The sequence below is a fragment of the Aquamicrobium terrae genome (genome assembly GCF_040545735.1).
GTDB classification, from domain to species: domain Bacteria; phylum Pseudomonadota; class Alphaproteobacteria; order Rhizobiales; family Rhizobiaceae; genus Mesorhizobium; species Mesorhizobium terrae_A.
This window is the reverse complement of record NZ_JBEPML010000002.1, coordinates 81212-106249: the sequence shown is the minus strand read 5'-3', so window position 1 is coordinate 106249 and position 25038 is coordinate 81212. Positions and strand designations below refer to the sequence as shown.

Sequence of the window (25038 nt, the reverse complement as noted above, 5' to 3'; positions counted from 1 at the left end):
GAACGCTTCACGCCCTGCGGTTGAAGAAGGCCGGGTGATCCTCGATCGCCGCCGCGATGACGCGCATGGCCGCCGCTGCCTGCAAGGCCTCGGTCGTACCGGCCTCGGCGATGTCCTGCGCTTCCTGTCGGGTCCTGGCGATGATCGCGTCCCATGAATGGCCGGACGGCGGCACGAGCAGGCCGCGCGCGATGTCGCGCAGGAACCGGGAGGCTGCGTCCCTGGCGGGTTGCGTCAGCACGCCGCCGAGCTGCAACTTGCGCAGCCGCAGCACTTCCAGCCCGGCCGTCACCGCCGCCACGCTGCCGCCGATGAGGATTTCGCCGTCCTTGCCCTTGGCTTGCAGCAGCGGCATCAACTGGCTGATGCGGTCATAGGCGAGGCTTTCGAAGGCGGAACGCCGCGCAATGCGCTCATGCAGGCACAGCCGCGCCAGATCCTCGCGCATGGCCCGCACGATGCGTTCCGCCGTTTGCTGCGGGTCGACCGGAAGCACTACCAGGAAGACACCCATGGCAAGCAGAATCCCGATCAGGATGGAACCGGAACCGGCAAGAAACTCCACCGGATCGTAGGTCATCACCTGATGCGGGCTGAGAAATGCAAGGAAGTTGATGGCGAACGCCGTTGCCACGCCGGTCAGGCGCGGATTGGCCATCGCCAGCGTCGCCGGCACCAGGATCGGCACCGCGAACAGCGTGAACCAGAAGAATCCGGGAAAGGTCGGCAGGAGGAGTTGGCCCACCACGAAGGCGAAGGGCAGCGCGAGCAGGGTGCCCTTGAAGAAGCCCCATGCAACCTTGACCGGGAAGGGGCGCGCCGCGAACAGGCTGGAAACGACCGCCACGATGATGACGGTGCCTTCCGTGGCCGACCATTGTGTTTCGAGCCAGAAGGCTGCGACGAGCGCGGTCGCCACCATGGCGCGCACGGCATTGCGCCATGCCGCATGGCGGTCGCGGTGGATCAGCAACGCGGGTTGCCGGCGCGTGCGCAGCCTGTCTCGCGGCTCCTGCCGCAGCATGTCGAGGCCGCGCAAGGCGCCTTTCAAGGCGTGAGTGAACTCGGCCGCCAGGGCAAAGCGCGAGGCGGTCGCGACGGGATCGTCGGTTCCCATGTCGCGTGGCAGGGTGGATGTCCGGGCGGCGACATCGTCCAGGCGTGCGATGAAGGGACCAGTGTCGTCCAGTCCGTCGGTGGCAAGGTCGTCCACCACCGATTTCAGCGCATCCCTTACCGGCCGCAGCGTCTTGTTGTCGGGCATGGCGTGGGCATGCAGCATGCGGGCCGCTGAGATGGCCGACAGAAGATGGCCGATCGTGCGGCGCAGGGATTGCGCGCGGCTCGCCCGGCCCGGTGTTTCGAGCCGGGCATAGGCCCGCATCTCGCCAAGCGCCTGCGTGTCCGCGATCAGCTTGCGATGCAGCGCCCGCAGCTTTGTGATCTCGGCGCCGGAAAAGGCTCCGGCGGCATAGGCCGCGAGATCGTTGATGGAGCGGGCCAGCCGCAGGCTCAGGGCCTCGCTGGCGAGTTGCGGCAGCATCAGCCGGCTGCTGAGTCCCGCACAGACGATGCCGACGATGATCTCGCCGCAGCGCGTCAGCGCCAGTTCATGAAGAAGCTGCGGCTCGGTGAAGGCCGGCAGGCCGATGATCAGGGCGGTGTAGCCGGCAAGGGCTGCGCCATAGGCTTCCGGATTGCGCAGCAGCGAGGAAAGCCAGGTGCAAAGCCCGATCCACAGGGCGAGTATCGCCACGAACAGCCACGCATTGCCGCCGAAAACCGGGACGAAGAACAGCGCGGCCAGCGCGCCCGCCAGCGTGCCGGCCAAGCGGAAAAAGCCCTTTGCCAGCACCATGCCGGCAACCGGCTGGGCGACGATGAACACCGTCATCATCGCCCAATGCGGCTGGCCGAGCCCCAGTGCATAGGCGACGAGCAGCGCGACCAGCCCCGCCAGCGTGGTGCGCAGCGCAAAAATCCAGTCGCTACGCGTGGTGCGTATCAATCCTGCGAGCCGGTCCCGCATTCTGGTCCCGGCGCGCATCGCGGTATCAGATGTCCAGCGCGTCGGTTTCGGCGAATTCGGCGCGTTCGCTGATGAAGCGGAAGCGGGATTCGGGCTTGGTGCCCATCAGCGCGTCGACCGCGTCGCGGGTGGAGGCTTCCTCGTCGAGCACCTCCACGCGCAGCAGCGTGCGCTTCTTCGGGTCCATGGTGGTTTCCTTGAGCTGGTGCGCCATCATCTCGCCCAGACCCTTGAAACGGCCGATCTCGACCTTGCCGCGCCCGGTGAACTGGGTGCGCAGCAACTCGTCCTTATGGGCGTCGTCGCGCGCATAGGCCACCTTGCCGCCCTGCCGGATCGAATAGAGCGGCGGCACCGCCATGTAGAGATGACCGCCTTTGATGAGCTGCGGCATCTCCTGATAGAAGAAGGTGATGAGCAGCGAGGCGATGTGCGCGCCGTCGACGTCGGCGTCGGTCATGATGATGACGCGGTCGTAGCGCAGGTCCTGCTCACGGTATTTCGAGCGGGTGCCGCAGCCCAGCGCCTGGATCAGGTCCGAAATGGTCTGGTTCGCGGTCAGCTTGTCATGGCCGGCGCTGGCGACGTTGAGGATCTTGCCGCGCAACGGCAGCACCGCCTGGCTGGCGCGGTCGCGCGCCTGCTTGGCCGAACCGCCCGCCGAATCGCCCTCGACGATGAACAGTTCCGCGCCGGCCGCCGCGTTCTGCGTGCAGTCCGCCAGCTTGCCCGGAAGCCGCAGCTTGCGCACGGCCGTCTTGCGCGACACCTCGCGCTCCTGACGGCGGCGCACGCGCTCGTCGGCGCGCTGGATCACCCAGTCGAGCAGCTTGGTGGCTTCCTGCGGATTGGCCGCCAGCCAGTGGTCGAACGGATCGCGCACGGCGCTTTCGACGATGCGCACCGCCTCGACGGTGGCCAGACGATCCTTGGTCTGGCCGACGAATTCCGGCTCGCGGATGAACACCGACAGCATGCCGGCGGCCGAGATCATCACGTCTTCGGAAGTGATGACCGAGGCGCGCTTGTTGCCGGTGAGATCGGCATAGGCGCGCAGGCCGCGCAGGAGCACGTTGCGGAAGCCGGTTTCGTGGGTGCCGCCTTCGCCGGTCGGGATGGTGTTGCAGTAGGAATTGAGGAAGCCGTCGCCGCCGAACCAGGTCACCGCCCATTCCACGGAGCCATGGCCGCCCTGACGCTCGGTCTTGCCGGCGAAAATTTCGCGCGTGACCTGGAAATCGCCGTTGAGCGAGGCGGCCAGATAGTCCTTGAGGCCGCCGGGATAATGGAACTCGGCCTTGGCCGGCGTGTTGTCCTTCTCGCCGATGAGCGACGGATCGCAATTCCAGCGGATTTCGACGCCGCCGAACAGATATGCTTTCGAGCGCGTCATCTTGTAGAGGCGCGCGGGCTCGAATTTGGCGCCCTTGCCGAAAATCTGGTCGTCCGGCTTGAAGCGGATCCTGGTGCCGCGCCGGTTGTGCACGTCGCCCAGATGCTCCAGTTCGCCCAGCGGCTTGCCGCGCGAGAAACGCTGGCGGTAGAGCTTGCGCCCACGGGCGATCTCGACCTCCAGCTCCTCCGACAGCGCGTTGACGACGGACACCCCGACGCCGTGCAGGCCCCCGGAGGTCTCGTAGACCTTGGAGTCGAACTTGCCGCCCGAATGCAGCGTGGTCATGATGACCTCGACCGCCGGCCGCTTGAATTTCGGATGCATGTCGACGGGAATGCCGCGGCCGTTATCGGTCACGGTCAGGAACCCGTCAGCCGAGAGTTCGACCTCGATGAAACTGGCGTGACCGGCCACGGCCTCGTCCATCGAGTTGTCGATCACCTCGGCGAACAGATGATGCAGCGCCTTTTCATCGGTGCCGCCGATATACATGCCGGGCCGGCGCCGCACCGGCTCCAGGCCCTCCAGAACCTCGATGTCGGCGGCGCTGTAGCCGTCGCCGCTGTCCTTTGGCGGAGAAGCGGCCGGCGCGGGAGCGGCGGCCTTGCGGGCCGCCTGCACGAGCGGGTCGGCCGGTCGCGATGGCGTGCGCACCGGCTGAGGCTTGTCTTCGATGCGGGCGAAAAGATCGTTGCTGTCGTCCATGCGAGTCCGTGAGCGGAGGCTGCGAATCACTTGAGAGTTTGCCACGCTTTGCAGCAGGGCGCGACCGAGGTTCCGGTTCTGTTCGGGAGCGTATGCAGGCAATACAGGCGATTTTCCGCCGGGGCAAGGGTTGGACCCGTCCGGAAAGGCAGAAGGCCGGCATTTTAACGCCGGCCTCCCGAGATTTTTGCAATGTCCTGCGGGCGGTTTACTCTGCCGCGTCGCTGTATGCCGAAACCGGCGGGCAGGAGCAGACCAGGTTGCGGTCGCCGGCCACGTTGTCGATGCGCGACACCGGCGGCCAGTACTTCACGATGGTATCGGCATTGCCGGCCGGATAGGCGGCTTCCATGCGCGAATAGGGGTGCGCCCAGTCGCCTGCCAGCGTCTCCGCCGCCGTATGCGGCGCGTTGACCAGCGGATTGTCGTCTGCCGGCCATTCGCCCTTTTCAACCTTCGCCGCCTCGTCGGCGATGGCGATCAGCGCCTCGCACAGGCGATCCACCTCGGCCTTCGGTTCGGACTCTGTGGGCTCGACCATCAGCGTGCCGGCCACCGGGAACGACATGGTCGGCGCGTGGAAGCCGTAGTCGATCAGCCGCTTGGCGATGTCGTCCACGGTGATGCCCGAGCGGTCCTTGAGCACGCGGGTGTCGAGGATGCACTCATGCGCCACGCGCCCGCCGCGACCCCGGTAGAGCACCGAATAGTGGTTGCCCAGCCGCGCCACGAGGTAATTGGCGGAGAGGATGGCGATCTCGGTCGCCTTCTTCAGGCCATCCGGCCCCATCATGCGGATGTACATCCAGGTGATGGGCAGGATCGAGGCGCTGCCGAAGGGCGCGGCCGACACGGCATGCTCCGAACCTTCCACGACGTGGCCCGGCAGGTAGGGCTGCAGATGCGCCTTGACGCCGATCGGGCCGACGCCCGGACCGCCCCCGCCATGCGGGATGCAGAACGTCTTGTGCAGGTTCATGTGGCACACGTCCGCGCCGATGTCGCCCGGGCGGGCCAGCCCGACCAGCGCGTTGAGGTTGGCGCCGTCGAAATAGACCTGGCCGCCGTGCCCGTGCACGATGGCGCAGATGTCCTTGGCGCCTTCCTCGAACACGCCATGCGTGGACGGATAGGTGAACATCAGCGCGGCGAGATTGGCGCCGTGCTGCTCGGCCTTGGCCTTGAGGTCGTCGATGTCGATGTTGCCGTCATCCGTGCAGCGCACCACCACCACGCTCATGCCGGCCATGGCGGCGGAAGCCGGGTTGGTGCCATGCGCGGAGGAGGGGATAAGGCAGATGTTGCGATGCCCTTCGCCGCGCGACTTGTGATAGCCGCGAATGGCCAAAAGGCCGGCATATTCGCCCTGGCTGCCGGCGTTGGGCTGCAAGGTCACGGCATCGAAGCCGGTGATCTCGGCCAGCCACGCCTCGAGCTCGTCGATCATGGCGCGGATGCCGACCGAATGCGCCTTGGGGGCGAACGGGTGCAGGTTGGCGATGTTCGGCCAGCTCACCGGCATCATTTCGGCCGCAGCGTTGAGCTTCATGGTGCAGGAGCCGAGCGGGATCATGGCGCGGTCGAGCGCCAGGTCCTTGTCGGCCAGCCTGCGCAGGAAACGCATCATGTCGGTTTCGGAGCGGTTTTCGTGGAACACCGGCTGGGTCAGGAATTCCCTGCCGCGCGGCTTGCCGGGGAGGCTGCTGGCGCTGGATGCCTTGGCCTTGGCCCCGAACAGGGCGGCGATGGCTTCCAGGTCGGCTTCCGTCGAGGTCTCGTCGAAGGCGATGCTGACATGGTCGGCATCGATGACGCGCAGCAGGCGATCACCCTTTTCAGCCTCGGCTGCAATGGCCTCGGCCTTGCCCTTTGCCTCGACGGTCACGGTATCGAAGCGGCTGGAGCCCAGAACCTTCACCCCTGCGGCGGCAAGGCCTTCGGCCAGCCCGTTCGCCAGCGCGTGGATGCGCGAAGCGATGGCCTGGAGCCCGGCCGGGCCATGCCAGATCGCGAAGGCGGCCGCCATGTTGGCCAGCAGCGCCTGCGCTGTGCAGATGTTGGAGGTCGCCTTGTCGCGGCGGATGTGCTGCTCGCGCGTTTGAAGCGCGAGGCGATAGCCGGGACGGCCATGTGCATCGACCGACTGGCCGACGAGGCGGCCGGGCATCAGGCGGGTAAGCTTGTCGGATACGGCGCAGTAGGCCGCGTGCGGGCCGCCGAAGCCCATCGGCACGCCGAAGCGCTGCATGGAACCGACGGCGATGTCGGCGCCGAGGCTTGCCGGTGCGCTGGTGACGGTCAGCGACAGCGGGTCGGAGACGAAGACGACCACGGCGCCGGCGGCACGCGCCTTCTCGATCGCGGCCTTGTGGTTGCCATAGACGCCGTTGGCGTCCGGCCAGGAGACGATGAGGGCGGCGGTGTTGTTGTCGATGGTCGCGCCGTCGATCTCGATGCCGAGCGGTTCGGCGCGCGTGTGAAGCACGTCGAGCGTCTGCGGCAGGGGAACGCCGGCCAGCGCCACCTTGGTGCGCTTGTCGCGATGGTGGCGAACGGCGATGCCGACGGCCTCGGCGACCGCCGTGGCCTCGTCGAGCAGCGAAGCGGAGGCGACCGGCAGGCCGGTCAGCTCGGCCACCAGCGTCTGGAAATGGAACAGCATTTCCAGACGGCCCTGGCTGATCTCGGCCTGATAGGGCGTGTAAGCCGTGTACCAGGCCGGGTTCTCGAACAGGTTGCGCTGGATGACCGGCGGCACCTGCACGCCATGATAACCCGCACCGATGAAGCTCTTCATGACGGTGTTGCGCGACATGGTGGCCGAAAGCTCGGCCAGAGCTTCGGCTTCGCTGGCCGCAGCCGGCAGGTCGAGCGGCCGGTCGAGACGGATCGATTTCGGAACCGCCTGGTCGATCAGCGCCTCGACCGAGGGGACGCCGATCCGGGCGAGCATGGCGCGGATGTCATCGTCGCCGGGGCCGATGTGACGATCCGTGAAAGCGTAGGGTGCCGTGGTCATCTTGTTATCCTGTCAGCCTATATGGGCATTGTAGGCCGCCTCATCCATGAGGCCGTCGAGTTGGGACTTGTCGGAAAGCTTCATCTTCCACAGCCAGCCGTCACCGGTGGCGGCGGAGTTGACCAGCGCCGGCTCGGAGGTGAGCGCTTCGTTCGCCTCGGTCACTTCGCCGTCCACCGGCGCATAGACGTCGGAAGCGGCCTTGACCGATTCCACCACCACGGCCGTGTCGCCCCTGCTCAGGCTCTTGCCGGCTTCCGGCAGTTCGACGAAGACGAGGTCGCCGAGCTGTTCCTGCGCATAGTCGGTGATGCCAACGGTGGCGATGTCGCCCTCGACGCTCAGCCATTCGTGGTCTTCGGTGTAGTAGATCGTTGCCATGAGAAATTATCCTTTGCGGTAGCGATGCGGAGTGAAGGGCAGGGCATGCACGTCGACCGGCACTTTCGTGCCGCGCACGTCGGCGTACAGCCTGCTTCCAACGGCTGCCAGGGCGGCGGGGACATAGCCCATCGCGACCGGATGACCGGCCGAGGGGCCGAAGCCGCCCGAGGTGATACGGCCGGCGGCATTGCCGTCGGCGTCGAAAAGGGCTGCGCCGACGCGCACAGGCTGGCGACCTTCCGGCTTGAGGCCGACGCGTTTTTCAGCGGCGCCGCGGGCAATCAGGGCACGCAGGGCTTCCGCACCGACGAAATTGCCTTCGGCGCGCACGCTCTTCGGCACCGCCCACATCAGTCCGGCATCGACCGGATTGGTGTCGGGCGTGATGTCGTTGCCGTGCAGGCACAGCCCGGCTTCGAGGCGCAGGCTGTCGCGGGCGGCAAGGCCCACCCACATCACCCGCTCGTCGGCAAGCAGCTTTTCCAGCAGCGCGCGGGCATCCTTTTCCGGCGCGGCGATCTCGAACCCGTCCTCGCCCGTATAGCCGGAGCGGGTCACGAACCGGTCGGCGCGCGGCTCCATGCCGTGCATGAAGGACAGCGACCCGGTCTCGACGCCGGCCTTGTTGAGGGCCGCCTCGGCTTCCGGCCCCTGAAGGGCGAGGAAGACGCGCTCCAGCGGATTGATGGCCACGTCGAGCCCTTCGGCAAGCTTGCGCAGATGCGCCTCGTCGGCCGCCGCATTGCCGGCATTGGCCACCAGCATGAAGCGGTCGTCGCCCAGCCGCGTGACGATCACGTCGTCGAGGATGCCGGCTTCATCGTTGAGCAGGAAGGAATATTTCGACTGAAGCAGGGGCAGCGCCGCCGAATCGAGCGGGCAGGCGCGGTCGAGCAGCGCGCCGGCACCGGCGCCGGAAAGCTCGAACAGCTTCATATGCGAAATGTCGAACAGACCCGCATGTTCGCGGGTGTGCTGGTGTTCCTTCATGACGCCGGCCGGATAGGTCAGCGGCATGGACCAGCCGGCAAAGGCGCCAAAACGCGCTCCGGCCTGTTGATGCAGATCTTCTAGGGGTAGGTGCCTTGTATCATCGCCTGCCATGACTTCTCCAGAACAACACGAAACCGACCGCTGCGGCGGTCCTCCGTGCCCCTCTGTCTGAAGCCTGAGAGACTCGTGCACCCGGAACTCTGTCGGCTGCACTTACACCTTCGGCGCAGGGTGGTTAGGCCCCGACTTTCCAGAGTGTCGTCCTGTCTACGGTTCTTTTGCCTGAGAGATTTCGGGCGATTTCCCCTTCGGCGACAGCCTTGCGCTGTTCTCTCCCGCAAACAGTTGAGGCCGTTAGGCCCCCGACGAACGAATGCATAGCCTAGTCGCGGCGACTTGTCACCTGCGTGAACACCGCCGCCGACAACTATTAGTTTTCAGGATGCCGTCGTGTCTCCGGCCCGCGTCAGCGGCCGGCCGCCGCCATGCGGTCGAGGTCGCCCTGCAACCGGGAAATAAGTTGCCCGGTCTCGGCATGCAGCAGTTTCAGCTTGGCAAGCTGCTCGCCGACATGCTCGGGAGATTCGGCCTCGGCACCCGATACATTGGGGCCCTGGCCCACGCCATGCAGCAGCCAGGCGATGCTGACGCCGAGCAGCCCGGCGATCTTGGTCAGGCGATGAAAGTTCGGCATGGTGCGATCGGTTTCCCAGGCCCGCACGGTCGCGGTCCTGACGCCGATGCGGCGCGCGAACCCGCGCGCATCGAGGTCACATGCATCAAGAGCCCTGGAAAACCGGCCGCCGAACGTATCCATGTCCGGCAATTCCTCGAAGATATTTTCGGTGTCGGCCACCCGATCCACCTCCTTGCTATCTCTTTATTTTCGTCGGTGCGGCACCCTGCGGATGCCGCACCGAAAGGATAAGGAAGCAGCCCCCGCCCGCAACCCGCCGGCCGGGTATTTCGGCTAGCCCGTTGAAAATAAAGGATTGTTATTTCCGTGTGCTGTAGCAGGCGGCGACACCTTGCGGCGCCCGCCGCGCTTTCGCGCGGCTGCTTGCAGAGAAGCGGAAATGAAAAATGAAATGGCTCCCCGGGCCGGATTCGAACCAGCGACCAACCGGTTAACAGCCGGTTGCTCTACCGCTGAGCTACCGGGGAACAGCAGGCTCTTGCGTGAACGGGGCAGCCTATAGCAAACCCCTTTCAGCTTTGCAAAGCAGCAATTTGCATTTTTTTACTCCATTTGCACAGGCCTGCTCGAAATGTCGCAGCGGCATGGCCATATTGGCTTGCGCACGCAGGCTGGAAGGCCTGGAACGGATAGTCCGGCGGCGAGTTTCTTTGCGGGCGCGTTACCGCGTCGATGAAGCGGTGGATTCGCCGTCGCGTTCAGCCAAGGCCCATGGAGTGGTATGATTCAGGACGACCCCTTAAGCGAATGCGACTGGCCTCCGCGGCGCAAGATCACGCTGCTGGGCAAGGAGTTCACCCTGCCGCGGTCGAGGCGCGCGCGTGTCGCCATAGGCGTGGTGCTGATCGTGTTCGGTCTGTTCGGCTTCCTGCCCGTGCTCGGCTTCTGGATGATTCCCCTGGGGCTTCTGGTGCTTTCCTATGAGTTTGCGCTGGTGCGGCGGTGGCGGCGGCGCTTCGCCGTGTGGTGGGAGCGGCGGCGGCGGCGCTAGGAAACGGGCGTTTGCGCATGTTTGCTCCAGGCCGGTTTGGGCGCCGAAAGGATATTTTCCAGAATGGCTCTGTTCGGCTTGACGGCGAAAAGGGGCTAACCTATTGAGGCCGCTGGAACGCTTGGACAGCGTGAGGCCTCGTGGCGGAGTGGTTACGCAGAGGACTGCAAATCCTTGCACCCCGGTTCGATTCCGGGCGAGGCCTCCAAAGTCCCACGGCGTCCTGCAAGCGGCAGGATTGTCCGCGTTCCAATGGTTTGGGAGCGCGCGATGCGCGCCAAAGCGGGACAGCTTGCAGATGAGCGCTGAATTCACCGAGCTTCGTGTCAAAATGGTCGATGGGCAGCTTCGCACCACCGACGTGACGAACGCTTCGCTGCTTGCCGCTTTCCTCTCCGTTCCGCGCGAACTGTTCGTCGATGAAACCCTGCGCGACCTCGCCTATATCGACGAGGACATCCGCATCGCCGGCGGCGAGGGCGGACCGCGCTTCCTGATGGAGCCGTCGCCGCTCGCCCGGCTTTTGCAGCTTGCCGAAATCCAGCCCACCGATAGCGTGCTCGATGTCGGTTGCGGCACCGGCTATTCGTCGGCCATCCTGTCGAAGGTGGCCGGTTCGGTCACCGCACTGGAGAACGATCCCGTCCTGGCCGGCTGGGCGCGCGACACGCTTGCCGCACTCGGTTGCGGCAATGTTGCGGTCGTGGAAGGCGAGCTTCGGGAGGGCTGGAAGGCCGCCGCTCCCTATGATGTCATCGTGCTCCAGGGCAGCGTGGACGAACTGCCCGAATCCTTACATGAACAGCTTGCCGAAGGTGGCCGTCTGGTGGCCGTCGAGGGCCGTGGCAATGCGGGAATCGCCAAGGTTTTCCTGAAAACCAACGGGGTTGTGACCGGCCGGCGTGCCTTCAATGCGGCAATTAGGCCACTACCGGGATTCGAACGCAGCAAAGTTTTCGAGTTCTGATCGAATTTCTCTTGCAGCGGGGGCGTACTCATGTTCGCTTGCTGCGTTGAGAGAATCCGTTTGCGATCCGCCTGGATCGTGCTGGCGGGATAATGAAGAAGGCGCGTGTGGGCTGTCTCCCGGCCTGAAGCGCGCCGTTATTGATTGTAAAGTTGAGGGTCGACGTGCAGTCCTTTAGCAAGACCGTTTTTGCCGCCCTTTTGGTTGCCGCCACGGCACTTTCGCCAGTCGCGGCTTCGGCCGAAACCATCACCGGAGCACTGGCAAAGGCCTACCGCAACAACTCCTCGGTCAATTCCGCGCGCGCCGGCGTCCGCGTCACCGACGAGGACGTGGCCATCGCCAAGTCGGGCTATCGGCCGACGGTGATGGGCTCGGCCAATATCGACTACACGGAACGGCGGCGCGGCGATATGTCGACGCGGCTGACCTCGGGCAGCTTCGGCGTCCAGGTCAACCAGACGCTGTTCGACGGCTTTCAGACCAAGAATAACGTCGCTGCGGCCGAGGCGCGGGTGCGCGCCTCGCAGGAAAGCCTGCGCAACACCGAAGAGAACATGCTGTTCACCGCCGCGCAGGCCTATATGAACGTCATCCACGACCGGCAGGTCGCGGCCCTGACCCAGCAGAATCTGCAATTCCTCAACGAACAGACCCGTGCGGCACGCTCGCGCCTCGAGGTGGGTGAAGGCACCCGCACCGACGTGGCGCAGGCCGATGCGGCGCGCTCCGGCGCGGAAGCCCAGGTCAGCGCCGCCCGTGCCCAGGCATTGGCCAGCGCCGCGCTGTACCGGCAGATCATCGGCGAGGAGCCCGGCCAGTTGAAGGCTGCCGCGCCGCTTTCCAAGCTTCTGCCGCGCAGCCTCGATTCGGCGGTGACCATTGCTGCCGCCGAACATCCGGCCATTCTTGCAACCAGCCATCTGGTCGATGCGGCAGCCTTCGGCGTGAAGTCGGCGGAAGGTGCATTGCTGCCTTCGGTCACCGCTTCGGCCGGCATTTCGCGCAGCTACAGCGACACCTCGGGCGGCGGTTCCAGCCTGCCGGGAGTCGGAAGCAGCGACGGCTATTCGAATTCCGCCAATATTGGCGCGACCCTGTCGATCCCGATCTACCAGGGTGGCCGCACCTCGGCACTGGTGCGGCAGTCCAAGGAACGGCTCGGCCAGGCTCGCATCGAGGTCGACGTCAGCCGCGACCAGGTTCGTCAGGCCGTCACCGCCGCGTGGACGGCCTATGCCGCGGCGCAGGAGGCCGTGGTTGCGAACCGTGCGCTGGTCAGCGCTGCCCAGCTTGCGTTGAACGGCGTGATCGAGGAGCGCAATGTCGGCCAGCGCACCACGCTGGAAGTTCTCGATTCGCAGCGCGACGTCATCACCGCCAAGATCAATCTGGCCAGCGCCGAGCGCGATGTCGTTCTGGCGAGCTACGCCATTCTTCAGGCGATGGGTCGTCTTTCGGTCGATCGCCTCGGCCTGCAGGTGGCGAAGTACAAGCCGGAAGAGCACTACAACGCGGTCAAGGACAAATGGTATGGCCTGCGCACGCCGGATGGCCGCTGAGCCGGCTGGCCTTTTGAGACAAGACCGGAAAGGCGCTTCGGCGCCTTTTTTGTTGTGCCGCCCGTTCCGAGATTCCGGCATGGATTTCCGACACTCTCTATTTGCTGAGCCTATTGCGAGGTCGGGATGACGTGGAAAAAAATCTCCCCGTCATACCGGCCAAGGGAGCGATAGCGAGCGCAAGCCGGGAGCCATGCTGCAACCTTGCCGTTGAGAGCGTTCATCGGCAAGTCGGCTTTTCCGAACGCAAGGCGGTTCGCGCCTGTGCTGCGGAATACTTCTAATCTGTTGAAATGAAGTGCGCTTCACGTTTGGGGATTCTCGCATGGCGCAGGGTCCGCTACGCTGTAAGCGTATGATTCGGATGCTGCCGGCGGTGTATGGCGGCACCGAGGGCTGACCAGGACAGCGAAATCACAGGGGCGGCGGACGTGACGATGGCGACGGCAAGCAGTGTGCAGCGCGAACCCTCCATGGAAGAGATCCTGGCGTCGATCCGCCGGATCATCGAGGATAGCGATTCCGGCCGCAAGCCCACCGAGGCTTTTGGCGAAACCGGAACCGAAGCCGAGACGACGGAAGGCCCGGAACCGAGCGTGGTCGATGTATTCCGCAGCGAACTTCGATCCGGAACGGAAGCCGCTTCGGTGAAACCTTCCGTGGCGGAGCCGTTGGGCATAGCCAGTACCGCGCCCGAGCCCGCCCTTTCGCTTGCGGCCAGCTCGCCGGAGGAAAAGTCGAAGGAAAGCGTTTCTCCGGCTTCGGCAAGCGCGGCGGCATTTACCCGGATCGATTTCACCCGGCCCGATTCGGCTCGTCCAGCCGCCGAGCAGACGGCCAGGCCGCTGCGGACGCCGGACGATTGGCACGTGCCGGTCGAAATCGCCGAGGCGGAGCCTGGCGAAACGAAGGCGCAGGCCGATCAGGCGATGGCCCCGGCGGCCGCCATGCCTTCGCGATCCGCCGCCGCTTCCACGGAACGCACGGCGGGGGAAACCGCTTCGCCCGACATCCCCGCAGCCATGCATGACCCGGCAACTGCCGGCGATGCGACTGATGCCGCCGCGGCGCGGCCCGCCCTGGTTTCGGAGAAGACCAGCCGCCAGGTGGCGGCAGCTTTCGAGGAACTTTCGGAAGCCTTTGCGGCCCGCAGCAAGAAATCGCTGGATGAGATGGCCGAGGAAATGCTGCGGCCGATGCTGCAGGAATGGCTCGACAACAATCTTCCGACCCTGGTCGAGCGTCTGGTGCGCGAAGAGATCGAGCGCGTCGCCCGCGGCACGTGAAATTCGAGGCGGGCAGCATGCTCGCGCCCGCCAAATCCATTTCGGTTATGATTTCAGCTAGATAGGCGATCTTTCCGACTCAAGGCGCGAACGACTTGAATCACTTTTTCAAGTCGCGCCTATGGCAAGTCGGGCTTGCAGCCTCAATCGTTCACCCGCCGCATCAAGGCCATGGCGCCGAACGGCGCGCGCACCTTGCCCTCGGTGATGAAATAGACGAACACGTCGCGCGGCTGGACCGGCGCCGGGGTCGATGGATCGGCCAGGGGCAGGTCGGCCGGAACCTTTCCCTCGGCCCATGTCCGGGCGCGGGCGGCCCATTCGTCCAGTGCCTTGGGCGTGTAGCAGTCTGGGTTGTCGTCGCTGCCGGTTTGCAGGCGGGCATAGACGAAATCGCCGGTGATATCGGCAATGGCCGGATATTTGGCATGGTCGGCATAGACGATGGCCGCGCCATATTTCCGCGCCAGGGCCACGAATTCCGGCGTGGCGAAACTGTCATGCCGCACTTCCAGCGCATGACGGAGTTTCACCCCATCCTGGCTTTCCGGCAGCAGTTTCAGGAAGGCCTCGAAATCTTGCGGATCGAATTTCTTGGTGGGCGCGAACTGCCACAGGATCGGGCCGAGCTTTTCGCCCAATGCCGCGACGCCGGAGCCGAGGAAGCGCGTCATCGATTCCCCGGCCTCGCCCAGGACACGGCGGTTGGTGACGAAGCGGTTGCCTTTCAGCGAATAGACGAAGCCGTCAGGCGCTTCCGTCGCCCATTTGACGAAGGTGGGCTCTTTGAAGGAGGAGTAATAGGTGCCGTTGACCTCGATCGTCGGCACCTGCCGCGTCGCATAGTTGAGCTGCTTGGCCTTGGCCAGCTTGTCGGGATAGAAGGATTTGTCCCACGGTTCGAAGGTCCAGCCGCCCATGCCGGCACGGATCTTTCCTGACTTGGCCATCTGTCGCTCCTCGGGAGTGTCATCGGAAAATGTGGCGAGCGGAGTATTCCATTCCGGCATCTATGGCGCAAACCATGTCGTTTTCTCTGCTGACAGTTGTCACCATGCCACGGAAGGGGGGTAATCTCTTGTCGAACAGGAAGTGTCGACCAGATATATGACTTCTTTCATCCACAGGCGGTTCCACCGCCCGGCGGCAGGTGCGGTGAATGGACGACACGACGGTCAGGATGACGCTGACGCTGATCGGGCCGGGCACGCTGGCCGTCTTCGGCTGTGTGTTTGCCGCCGCTTGGGCCATCGACCGCAAGCGACCCTATCTGCTTCTGCTTGCGGGTGCCTGTGCCCTGTTGGTGGTCGGGGCCTGTGTCCAGATTGTCTATTGGCCGCGCACCCCCGGCGCCAATGCGCTGGTATCCTGCATCTTCTACACGTCGGCGGTGCTGCTGACCGCCGAAGGTCTTCTCAAGCGCTCCGGCCGGCGGCTCGGCCTTGGCTGGGGCCTTGCGGCAGGTGCTGGGATCGTCGGGCTGGTCTGGTATTTCTACTATGTGGACCGCAACCTGCTGGCGCGCGTCTACGTGATGAATTTCGGCTATGGCCTGATCCTGCTGTGGGCCACGGTGCGCCTGCGCCACCTTTGGCGAGCGCGTTTCGTGGACAGGGCGCTGTTTGTCGTCTTGCTCGCCTTTTCGGCGCAGTTCTTCGTCCGCACGATGTTGACCATCGGTTTCGAAGCGCCTCCGCTTGGGGCGAGGGCCTTCGGACAGACCCTTTTCTGGCAGACGTTGCAGCTTTCCATGGCGGTCCTCGGCTCCGCTCTGGCGGTGGCGATCTTGGCAGTGGCAATCCTGGCGGCGGCGGTCATGGATGTCATCGACGACCTGCGCCGTGAGCGCGACAGCGACCGCCTGACGGGCGTTTTCAACCGGCGCGGGTTTGAGGAACGGGCGAAAGCCATTTTCGCCGGGGAGTGGCAGCGCCCGCTGTCGCTGGTCCTGTGCGACATCGACCATTTCAAGCGCATCAACGACACTTTCGGCCATGGTGCCGGGGATACGGTCCTGAACCTGTTTGGCGCCTTGCTCGCGGAAGCGGCCGGCCCGGGCAATCCGGTCGGCCGTATCGGTGGCGAGGAATTCGCCATCCTGCTCCATGGTCAGACAAGTGCGGACGCCATGCGCTGGGTGGAACTGCTGCGCGCCGCCATCGGCGAGGTGAGTTTCGGCGAGATGGACGGCAAAATGCAGGTTACGGCCAGCTTCGGCATCGCCGAGGCAATGGAGCGGGATACGCTGTCCACGCTGACCAAGCGCGCCGATGCCCGGCTCTATCGCGCCAAGCAGGGAGGCCGCAACCGTGCGGTGGCTTTCGAAGGTACGCCGATCATCGCGCCGCTACAGCCCGATGATGCGGAACGGCCGCACGGCCCCCGCGCGTGGCTCGGCAGACAGTGATCGTCTGCCCCGGGAACCGATAATGAGAGCCGATAAAGCCTATTCGGCAGCCACCTGCTTCCCGCCGGGACGGCGCTCCAGCAACTCCTTCAGGAACTGGCCGGTATAGCTGCGCGGCTCGGCCACGATGTCCTCCGGCGTACCGGTGGCGACCAGTTCGCCGCCGCCGTCGCCGCCTTCGGGACCGAGGTCGAGCACCCAGTCGGCGGTCTTGATGACCTCCAGATTGTGCTCGATCACGACGACCGTGTTGCCCTGCTCGACCAGTTCCTGCAGCACTTCGAGCAGCTTGGCCACGTCGTGGAAGTGCAGGCCGGTGGTCGGCTCGTCGAGAATGTAGAGCGTCTTGCCGGTCGCCCTGCGCGACAGTTCCTTGGCCAGCTTGATGCGCTGGGCCTCGCCTCCCGACAATGTCGTCGCCTGCTGTCCGATATGGATGTAGCCAAGGCCGACATCCTTGAGCGTCTGCAACTTGTCGCGCACCGCCGGCACCGCCGAGAAAAATTCGACGCCTTCCTCAACCGTCATGTCGAGCACGTCGGCGATCGACTTGCCCTTGAAGGTCACGTCGAGCGTTTCGCGATTATAGCGCTTGCCGTGGCAGACGTCGCAGGTGACGTAGACGTCCGGTAGGAAGTGCATCTCGATCTTGATGACGCCGTCGCCCTGGCACGCCTCGCAGCGCCCGCCCTTGACGTTGAAGGAGAAGCGGCCCGGCTGGTAGCCGCGCGCCTTGGCTTCCGGCAGGCCGGCGAACCAGTCGCGGATCGGCGTGAAGGCGCCCGTATAGGTCGCCGGATTGGAGCGGGGCGTGCGGCCGATGGGGCTCTGGTCGATGTCGATGACCTTGTCGAGGAATTCCAGCCCCTCGATGCGGTCGTGCTCCGCCGGGTGCTCTCTGCTGCCCATGATCCGGCGCGAGGCGGCCTTGAACAGCGTCTCGATCAGGAATGTGGACTTGCCGCCGCCCGAGACGCCGGTGACGCAGCTGAAGGTGCCGAGCGGGATTTCCGCCGTCACGTTCTTGAGGTTGTTGCCGCGTGCGCCCACCACCTTGATGCGCTTGCCCTTCTTGCCGGGCCGGCGCTCGCTCGGCGTCGCAATCTCCAGCTCGCCGGACAGATATTTGCCGGTGATCGAGTTCGGATTGGCCATGACCTCGCGCGGCGTGCCCTGTGCGATCACGCGGCCGCCATGCACGCCGGCGGCCGGGCCGATATCGACCACGTAGTCGGCATGCAGGATGGCGTCCTCGTCGTGCTCGACCACGATCACCGTGTTGCCGAGGTCGCGCAGATGCTTGAGCGTGTCGAGCAGGCGGGTGTTGTCGCGCTGGTGCAGGCCGATGGACGGCTCATCCAGCACGTAGAGCACGCCGGTGAGGCCGGAGCCGATCTGGCTGGCCAGGCGGATGCGCTGGCTCTCGCCGCCGGACAGCGTGCCGGAATTGCGCGACAGCGTCAGGTAATCGAGGCCGACATCGTTGAGGAAGCGCAGCCGCTCGCGGATTTCCTTGAGGATGCGCACCGCGATTTCGTTTTGCTTGTCGTTGAGCTGGCCGGGCAGCTTGTTGAACCATGTGTCCGCCTTGCGGATCGAAAGCTCTGTCACTTCGCCGATATGCTTGCCGGCGATCTTCACCGCCAGCGCTTCCGGCTTGAGGCGGTAGCCGTTGCAGGCGGGGCAGGGGGTGGCCGACATGAAGCGCTCGATCTCCTCGCGCATCCAGGCCGATTCCGTCTCCTTCCAGCGCCGCTCGAGATTGGGGATCACGCCCTCGAAGGTCTTGGTCGTCTGGTAGGAGCGCAGCCCGTCGTCGTAGTTGAACGTCACCTCGCGCTTGCCGGTGCCATGCAATATGGCATCGCGCGCCTCGTCGGGCAGGTCCTTGAACTTGTCGCCAAGCTTGAAGCCGTAGACCTTGCCGAGCGCTTCCAGCGTCTGCGCGTAATAGGGCGAGGTGGACTTCGCCCATGGCGCCACGGCGCCGTTGCGCAGCGAGACATTGTCGTCCGGGACCACCAGGTTCGGATCGATGGCGCGCTGGTTGCCCAGCCCGTCGCAGGTCGGGCAGGCGCCGAACGGATTGTTGAATGAGAACAGGCGCGGCTCGATCTCCGGAATGGTGAAGCCGGACACCGGGCAGGCGAACTTTTCCGAGAACAGGATGCGCTCATGCGTGTCGTTGAGCGACTTGTTGGCAGCACCGCCACCGGCCGTCTCCTCCGGCGGCAGCGGCTTGTCGGCGAACTCGGCCACGGCCAGCCCGTCGGCCAGCCTGAGCGCCGTTTCCATGGAGTCGGCCAGGCGGGTGGCGAGATCCGGCCGCACCACGATGCGGTCGACCACCACGTCGATGTCATGCTTGTACTTCTTGTCCAGCGCCGGCACGTCGGCGATCTCGTAGAAAGTGCCGTCGACCTTGACGCGCTGGAAACCCTTCTTCTGAAGCTCCAGCAGTTCCTTGCGGTATTCGCCCTTGCGGCCGCGCACGATGGGCGCCAGCAGGTAAAGCCGCGTGCCTTCCTCAAGCGCCAGCACCCGGTCCACCATCTGGGACACGGTCTGGCTCTCGATGGGCAGGCCGGTGGCCGGCGAATAGGGCACGCCGACGCGCGCGAACAAAAGGCGCATATAGTCGTAGATCTCGGTGACGGTGCCGACCGTCGAGCGTGGATTCTTCGAGGTGGTCTTCTGCTCGATGGAAATGGCGGGCGACAGGCCGTCGATCTGGTCGACGTCCGGCTTCTGCATCATCTCCAGGAACTGCCGGGCATAGGCCGACAGGCTCTCGACATAGCGGCGCTGGCCCTCGGCATAGATGGTGTCGAAGGCGAGCGAGGATTTGCCCGAGCCCGACAGGCCCGTCATCACCACCAGGGAGTCGCGGGGCAGGTCGAGGTCGACATTCTTGAGATTGTGTTCGCGCGCGCCGCGAATGGAAATGAACTTGTGGTCGGCCATGGCCGTTCCGCCGCCTCGATCTGAAATGTTTCGGAATGGCGGGCTTCCCCGGCCTTCCGCCAATATAGGTCGTCCCGGCGCGGTTTCGAGAGAGGCCGCGACTTTCCACGCAGCGTTTAAGCGCCTTTCGCCAGGACAGGCAAGCAGAAAGAACAAAAAACGAACAGGCTCCTGACAAAATCCGGGTGCCGCCTGTTACAAAGATCACATTTTGCTCAAGTCTGCTTTGGACTGTTGACGGAACGCGGTGGAGACGCCAGATTTTCCAAGTACGGAAGCCGATCGCCTCAAGAGGCTGATCTTCGCGAGGCGCATGGCATCTGCGAGACGCCGCAGAATGGATGATGCGCGTGCGGATGAAGTGCTTTCGGACCCTATGGTGAAACGGACAGAAGGAGAGAGGTATGACCCCACCGGACAGTCCCGAAGGGCTCCGCGCCTGACCGGAGCCGCGATCGGCAGCTTTTCGGCCGGAAATTTCCGCGAAACGAAAGCGTCCCGATCGTTCCCCCTACAATCAGAGACTTTTGTCGGATCGTCGGCTGAACGCCGCGAAGCATCCGAAATTCAAAGCCGGTAAACCACTCCCGGCATCTTGGGTTGAGCCCATCAAAAGCCCCGTCCGCAGCAAACGCAGCGGCGGGGCTCATTGCTTGAGGGAGCACTTGAGAAAGGGCGCGCCGGATCGAAGGGCATCATGCCCAGTTCAGCGCTTGGGTGGCCGCAGCGAGCCGACGCCGATATCGAAGGTGAGCTTGCCGGAGACTTTCACGTCGAAATCTCCGACCTTGAAATGCCCGAACTGGCCGGACCGGGGCTGGTCATCGGGTTCCGGCGGCAAGGGCGTCACGATGCTGTAGCCGCCGTCCACGCCGGGCAGGCCGCTTTGGGCCGGCGCCGAAGGGGTCGAGGCCCCGGCTTTGGCCCCGGCCATCGCCGCCCCGCAGGAAAGGGCGAGGGACAGCGCAGCGCAAATGGCCATGTGCAACGGTTTCATGGCGCCACTATAGGCGCCCGCGCCTGCCGACGCCAGTTCACGCCGGGAAAAGGGTCGGCGGCGATGCCATGTTTCCCTTGACTTTGGCGTGAGAATTTAGAACATAAGAGGAACAAAAAAACCTTTTGGGGAAACAGGTGCGGCACGCGGGCCAAACTGCGCGGCAGACTGTAAGGTGCATCAGACTTCCAATTTAGGACGAGCGTGGAGACAGCGTCATGGCGGGCAGCGTCAATAAGGTCATTCTGGTCGGCAATCTGGGAGCAGACCCTGAAATCCGGCGGCTGAACTCCGGCGATCCGGTCGTCAACCTGCGCATCGCCACCTCCGAAACCTGGCGTGACAAGATGTCGGGCGAGCGCAAGGAAAAGACCGAGTGGCACAATGTCGTGATCTTCAACGACAATCTCGCCAAGGTGGCAGAGCAATATCTGAAGAAGGGCATGAAGGTCTATATCGAGGGCCAGCTCCAGACCCGCAAATGGCAGGACCAGACCGGACAGGACCGCTACACCACCGAGGTGGTGCTGCAGAAATTCCGTGGCGAGTTGCAGATGCTCGACGCTCGTGGCCAGGGTGAAGGCGGCGGACAGGTCGGCTATGAGCGCGGCAGTTATTCCGGCGGTGGCGGTGGTGGACGCGGGTCCGACTTCGGCCAGTCCGGCCCGGGCGATTTCGGCGGTTCGCGCGGTGGCGGTGGCGGCGGTGGCCGCGACCTCGACGACGAAATTCCGTTCTGAGCGCCCGGCGCGTTCGTCTACGGAAGGCGGGCCGGGCGAAACCGCGCTTTTCGGCAGGTTGAGCGATACCGGACTGGAGGCAGCGCCGCATGGACGTGCGGCGCTGTTTTTGCATCCGAACTATGATGGCCGTCTGTTTTCAGCAGCTTGTCGTGTTTTCGTGATTCACTTCGTGCAGTGCATTGCTTGCGCCATGGCGCCGGGGCTTGGCTGCACCTGTTTTCTTCATTTCAGGGCTGAAGATTGCCGGCAGTGAATCTGGAAGGCCGCGCCCCGCTTTAAGGATGCTCCGGCGCGTCTGCGACTTTAGATGGCTTGATTTACCCTGCCGTTTGGACTGGGATAGGGGGCACAAGAACAAGACCGGACATTTGCAAGTCCGGCAGCGGCCGTCCTGATGAAGGCGCGGCCGTACCGATCACAGCCTTTGGGAGGGGCTGCTGTGATGAGGGATATTCTCATTGTCGAAGATGAACAGGCCATATCGGAGTCGCTCGAGTTCATTCTCACCCGGTGCGGCTGGTCCGTCGGTGTAGCGCGCGACGGCGAGGCGGCACTGGAGGCGGCCCTGCGGTTCCGGCCGCGCATGGTCCTGCTCGACATCATGCTGCCCAAGCGTGGTGGCCTCGACGTTCTGAAGGCGCTGCGCTCCAACGAGGCGTTCGCGTCCACCTCCGTCGTCATCCTCACGGCGCGCGGCCAGCAATATGACCGGCAGGCGGCGATGGACCTGAAGGCGGACGGTTTCATCACCAAACCTTATGCGAATGGCGAGGTGGTGGATGCGGTTCGCCGTATCCTCGACAGCCAGCCCTGTTCCGCCGCCCATGCCTAGCTCGTCCGGCTCGCCCACGCCTTCGAAGGAGGAGCGGTCGGAGCGCGAGGACGTCGCGCTTCTGGTGCCGTTCTTCGGCGTCGTCCTGTTGATGCCGCCGCTGCTCAACCTGTTCGAAGGCAGGCGGATGCCCTTCGGCGTGCCGGTCGAAGTGCTCTACCTGTTCGGTGTCTGGCTTCTGGTCATCGTCGGCGCGATCCTGCTTTCGCGCCGCCGCCAGTTCCGCGAGGCGGCACCGAAGGCATTGGCGGAGAATGTCTCGCCGTTGCCAGCCGATCCGCCCGGTGACACATGATGCTTTCGCCGGATTTCGTCATCCTAACCGCGGTCGGCTATGTCGGGCTGCTGTTCCTGCTCGCCTATCTGTCCGATGCGCGTGCCAAGAGCGGCAATGCCGGCTTCCTCAGGTCGCCGGCCATCTACACGCTGTCGATCTCCGTCTATTGCACGAGCTGGACCTTCTACGGGGCCGTCGGCACCGCCGCCCGCAGCGGCCTGGAATTCGCGGCGATCTACATGGGGCCGACGCTGGTCTTCGTCGGCTGGTGGTTCCTGCTGCGCAAGCTCATCCGCATCGCCCACAGCCAGCACATCACCTCCATCGCCGACTTCCTGTCCTCGCGCTTCGGCAAGTCGAGCCGGCTGGCGGTGCTGGTCACGCTGATCGCGGTGGTCTCCATCGCCCCCTATATCGCGCTGCAGCTCAAGGCCATCACCACCTCCATCCAGACCGTGTCGGTCGCCAAGGGTGCCGGGACCGACCATCTGGCGACGCTGGACGAGGTGACGCTGGCGCTCGGCGTCGCCATCGGCATGGCCGTGTTCACCATCCTGTTCGGCACCCGCAACGTCGATGCGCGCGAGCAGCATCCGGGCGTTGTGGCCGCCATCGCCTTCGAGGCTGTGGTGAAGCTTCTGGCGCTGGTGGCGGTCGGCGTGTTCGTCGTCTTCGGCGTCAGCGACGGCATTTCCGACATCTATGCGCGCGCGGTCGAGGCCGGTGTGCGCATCCACGAGGCAGAGCCCTTCGGCAGCCGCTGGGTGGCGGTGCTGTTCCTTTCCGCCTGCGCGGTGATCTGCCTGCCGCGCCAGTTCCAGATCACGGTGGTGGAGAACTCCAACGAGGACCATCTGCGCACCGCAAGCTGGGCCTTCCCCTGCTACATGCTGGCCATGAGCGTGTTCATCCTGCCGATCGCGCTCTACGGGCTCTCGACCATGCCGCCGGGCTCGAACCCGGACATGTTCGTGCTCACCCTGCCGATGAGGACCGGGCATGACGCGCTGGCGCTGTTCGCCTTCATCGGCGGCTTTTCCAGCGCCACCTCGATGATCATCGTCGCCTCGATCGCGCTCTCGATCATGGTGTCGAACCATATCGTCGTGCCGCTGGCGCTGCGAGCCGCATCGCCGGGGGAGGAAGCCGGCGAGCGCGACATCGCCCGGCTGCTGCTGCGCAGCCGCCGCATCTCGATTGCCGGCATGCTGTTGCTCGGCTTCCTCTATTTCTGGCTGACGCAGGGCTCGGATGCGCTGGCGCCCATCGGCCTGATCTCGTTCGCCGGCGTCGCCCAGTTCCTGCCCGCAATGCTGGCGGCGCTCTACTGGCGCACGGCCACGATGAGGGGCGCCCTGGCGGCCATATCGGCCGGCTTCGTCGTCTGGGCCTGGACGCTGTTCCTGCCGTCCTTCGACACGTTCAGCCCCGTCATTGCCGATGTGATGGCCAACGGCCCGTGGGGCATCCGGGCGTTGCGGCCGGAGGCCCTGTTCGGCATGGAAGGCATGGATCCGCTTGTCCACTCCGTGTTCTGGAGCATGCTGGCCAATATCTCGATGTTGCTGTGCGTTTCGGCGCTGACCAGCCAGAACGCGCTGGAGCGCATCCAGGCCTCGCTTTTCGTGGATGTATTCCGGCGCTCCGCCTCCTTCCAGCCGCGCATCCTGCGGGGCTCGGCCACCACAAGCGAGCTGTTCTTCGTGGCCGAGCGGGTTCTGGGGTGGAGCCGGGCGCGGGCGCTGTTCGCGTCGGCCGGCGTGCCTCACCGGCAGACCGCTCCGCAGCAGGGCGTCTCGGCCGATTTCATCGCCCGGCTGGAGCGGGAACTCGCCGGTTCGATCGGCTCGGCCTCGGCCCATATCCTGCTCACCAAGGCCATCGCCGGCGATGCGATCTCGCTGGAAGAGATGATGCAGATCGCCGACGAGACCCAGCAGGCGATCGAATATTCGCATGCGCTGGAGGTGAAGTCGCAGGAGCTGCACTCGACGGCGCAGCAGTTGAAGGAGGCCAACGCGCTGCTGAAGGAGCTGCATCAGCAGAAGGACGAATTCCTGTCGCAGGTCAGCCATGAAGTGCGAACGCCCATGACCTCGATCCGGTCCTTCGCCGAAATCCTGATGGTGCCGGAGGAACTGACGCCCGAGCAGCGGGCGCGCTTCATCACCACCATCCACAATGAGAGCGTGCGGCTGACCAAGCTGCTCGACGAGATCCTCGATCTTAGTGCGCTGGAGCAGGGGGAGCGCGACTGGGAGAACGTGCCGGTCGATGCCGAGGGTGTTCTCGATCAGGCCATCGCGGTTTGCGAGGCGTTGGCCCGCAAGCGCTTCGTGTCGATCGAAAGCGGGGCGCGGGCCGGAAGCTGCATCGTGCTGGCCGACACCGGCAGGCTCAGCCAGGTGTTCATCAACATCATCGCCAACGCCATTTCGCACAACGACGCGAAGGAGCCGGTGGTCCACATATCGTCGCGGCTGACCGATGATGGCTATGTCGTCGACATTTCCGACAACGGCTCCGGCATTCCGCCGGATTACCACAAGAAAATCTTCGAGAAGTTCGTGCGCGCGGAGCCGGACGGAGCGCCCGATTCACAAGGGCTGGGCCTTGGCCTCAACATCAGCAACAAGATCGTCGGCAAGCTGAACGGGCGGCTGGAACTGACCCACGGCACGCTGCCGGGCGCCTGCTTCCGCATCGTGCTGCCGCTGTGGCAGGGAACCCAGCGCGCCCCGGTCGCCGAGCAGGTTTAGCAATTCTGGTCCAGACGAGATCGCCTCTCA

The 25038-nt window shown here is 64.8% G+C and carries 19 protein-coding genes, 2 tRNA genes and 1 riboswitch; of the genes, 11 read left to right on the top strand and 10 right to left on the bottom strand.

Annotated features, from left to right (window positions below; genetic code table 11):
• Positions 1 to 7: 7 nt before the first annotated feature.
• The 7 genes from ABID37_RS03025 to ABID37_RS02995 all read right to left on the bottom strand — a co-directional run bounded on the left by ABID37_RS03025 (position 8) and on the right by ABID37_RS02995 (position 9690).
• Positions 8 to 2029: an FUSC family protein gene (locus ABID37_RS03025; RefSeq protein ID WP_354192567.1), complete on the bottom strand. Its 2022-nt coding sequence runs from the start codon at positions 2027 to 2029 to the stop codon at positions 8 to 10.
• A 25-nt stretch (positions 2030 to 2054) separates the two neighbouring features.
• Entirely contained in the window at positions 2055 to 4130 is a 2076-nt protein-coding gene (gene parE / locus ABID37_RS03020; RefSeq protein ID WP_354192566.1) for a DNA topoisomerase IV subunit B, read from the bottom strand.
• A gap of 208 nt (positions 4131 to 4338) precedes the next feature.
• Complete coding sequence (gene gcvP / locus ABID37_RS03015) at positions 4339 to 7149, bottom strand: aminomethyl-transferring glycine dehydrogenase (protein ID WP_354192565.1); 2811 nt, start codon at positions 7147 to 7149, stop codon at positions 4339 to 4341.
• A gap of 12 nt (positions 7150 to 7161) precedes the next feature.
• Positions 7162 to 7530 carry a glycine cleavage system protein GcvH gene (gene gcvH, locus ABID37_RS03010; RefSeq protein WP_354192564.1) on the bottom strand — a complete coding sequence of 123 codons (369 nt, stop codon included), beginning with the start codon at positions 7528 to 7530 and terminating at the stop codon, positions 7162 to 7164.
• 6 nt (positions 7531 to 7536) lie between these two features.
• A complete protein-coding gene (gene gcvT / locus ABID37_RS03005; protein WP_354192563.1) occupies positions 7537 to 8637 on the bottom strand; it encodes a glycine cleavage system aminomethyltransferase GcvT in 1101 nt (366 codons plus the stop codon).
• 149 nt (positions 8638 to 8786) lie between these two features.
• Positions 8787 to 8874, bottom strand: a riboswitch (glycine riboswitch).
• Between the two features lie 118 nt (positions 8875 to 8992).
• Positions 8993 to 9382 carry a helix-turn-helix domain-containing protein gene (locus tag ABID37_RS03000; RefSeq protein ID WP_354192562.1) on the bottom strand — a complete coding sequence of 130 codons (390 nt, stop codon included), beginning with the start codon at positions 9380 to 9382 and terminating at the stop codon, positions 8993 to 8995.
• A 233-nt stretch (positions 9383 to 9615) separates the two neighbouring features.
• Positions 9616 to 9690 (bottom strand) — tRNA-Asn (locus ABID37_RS02995).
• 254 nt (positions 9691 to 9944) lie between these two features.
• Between ABID37_RS02995 and ABID37_RS02990 the strand changes: the two genes are divergently transcribed.
• From ABID37_RS02990 to ABID37_RS02970, 5 genes are all read left to right on the top strand, one after another.
• Positions 9945 to 10214, top strand: coding sequence for a hypothetical protein (locus ABID37_RS02990; RefSeq protein WP_354192560.1), 270 nt, complete (start codon positions 9945 to 9947; stop codon positions 10212 to 10214).
• Positions 10215 to 10348: 134 nt separating this feature from the next.
• Positions 10349 to 10422, top strand: a tRNA-Cys gene (locus ABID37_RS02985).
• Positions 10423 to 10512: 90 nt separating this feature from the next.
• Positions 10513 to 11181 (top strand): protein-L-isoaspartate O-methyltransferase family protein, encoded by a 669-nt coding sequence (locus tag ABID37_RS02980; RefSeq protein WP_354192559.1) that lies wholly within the window; start codon positions 10513 to 10515, stop codon positions 11179 to 11181.
• A gap of 164 nt (positions 11182 to 11345) precedes the next feature.
• Positions 11346 to 12743, top strand: coding sequence for a TolC family outer membrane protein (locus ABID37_RS02975; protein WP_354192558.1), 1398 nt, complete (start codon positions 11346 to 11348; stop codon positions 12741 to 12743).
• 437 nt (positions 12744 to 13180) lie between these two features.
• Entirely contained in the window at positions 13181 to 14029 is an 849-nt protein-coding gene (locus tag ABID37_RS02970) for a PopZ family protein (RefSeq protein WP_354192557.1), read from the top strand.
• A gap of 143 nt (positions 14030 to 14172) precedes the next feature.
• Here the strand turns inward: ABID37_RS02970 and ABID37_RS02965 are convergent, their stop codons facing one another.
• Positions 14173 to 14979, bottom strand: coding sequence for a DUF72 domain-containing protein (locus tag ABID37_RS02965; RefSeq protein ID WP_354192556.1), 807 nt, complete (start codon positions 14977 to 14979; stop codon positions 14173 to 14175).
• 209 nt (positions 14980 to 15188) lie between these two features.
• Here ABID37_RS02965 and ABID37_RS02960 point away from each other — a divergent pair, with 209 nt between their 5' ends.
• Positions 15189 to 16436 carry a GGDEF domain-containing protein gene (locus ABID37_RS02960; protein ID WP_354192555.1) on the top strand — a complete coding sequence of 416 codons (1248 nt, stop codon included), beginning with the start codon at positions 15189 to 15191 and terminating at the stop codon, positions 16434 to 16436.
• A 39-nt stretch (positions 16437 to 16475) separates the two neighbouring features.
• On the opposite strand, the gene uvrA is transcribed toward ABID37_RS02960, so the two are convergent.
• Both uvrA and ABID37_RS02950 read right to left on the bottom strand, forming a co-directional pair.
• Entirely contained in the window at positions 16476 to 19400 is a 2925-nt protein-coding gene (gene uvrA, locus ABID37_RS02955; RefSeq protein WP_354192553.1) for an excinuclease ABC subunit UvrA, read from the bottom strand.
• Positions 19401 to 20106: 706 nt separating this feature from the next.
• Entirely contained in the window at positions 20107 to 20382 is a 276-nt protein-coding gene (locus ABID37_RS02950; RefSeq protein WP_354192552.1) for a hypothetical protein, read from the bottom strand.
• Between the two features lie 233 nt (positions 20383 to 20615).
• Here ABID37_RS02950 and ssb point away from each other — a divergent pair, with 233 nt between their 5' ends.
• From ssb to ABID37_RS02925, 5 genes are all read left to right on the top strand, one after another.
• Positions 20616 to 21137, top strand: a complete 522-nt coding sequence (gene ssb, locus ABID37_RS02945; protein WP_354192551.1) for a single-stranded DNA-binding protein — start codon at positions 20616 to 20618, stop codon at positions 21135 to 21137.
• Positions 21103 to 21393 carry a hypothetical protein gene (locus ABID37_RS02940; protein WP_354192550.1) on the top strand — a complete coding sequence of 97 codons (291 nt, stop codon included), beginning with the start codon at positions 21103 to 21105 and terminating at the stop codon, positions 21391 to 21393. The genes ssb and ABID37_RS02940 overlap by 35 nt, the downstream gene beginning before the upstream one ends.
• 189 nt (positions 21394 to 21582) lie before the next feature.
• Positions 21583 to 21972, top strand: coding sequence for a response regulator transcription factor (locus ABID37_RS02935; protein ID WP_354192549.1), 390 nt, complete (start codon positions 21583 to 21585; stop codon positions 21970 to 21972).
• Positions 21965 to 22267 carry a hypothetical protein gene (locus ABID37_RS02930; protein WP_354192548.1) on the top strand — a complete coding sequence of 101 codons (303 nt, stop codon included), beginning with the start codon at positions 21965 to 21967 and terminating at the stop codon, positions 22265 to 22267. Before ABID37_RS02935 ends, ABID37_RS02930 begins: the two co-directional genes overlap by 8 nt.
• Positions 22264 to 25008, top strand: a complete 2745-nt coding sequence (locus ABID37_RS02925) for an ATP-binding protein (RefSeq protein ID WP_354192547.1) — start codon at positions 22264 to 22266, stop codon at positions 25006 to 25008. The genes ABID37_RS02930 and ABID37_RS02925 overlap by 4 nt, the downstream gene beginning before the upstream one ends.
• Positions 25009 to 25038 lie beyond the last annotated feature (30 nt).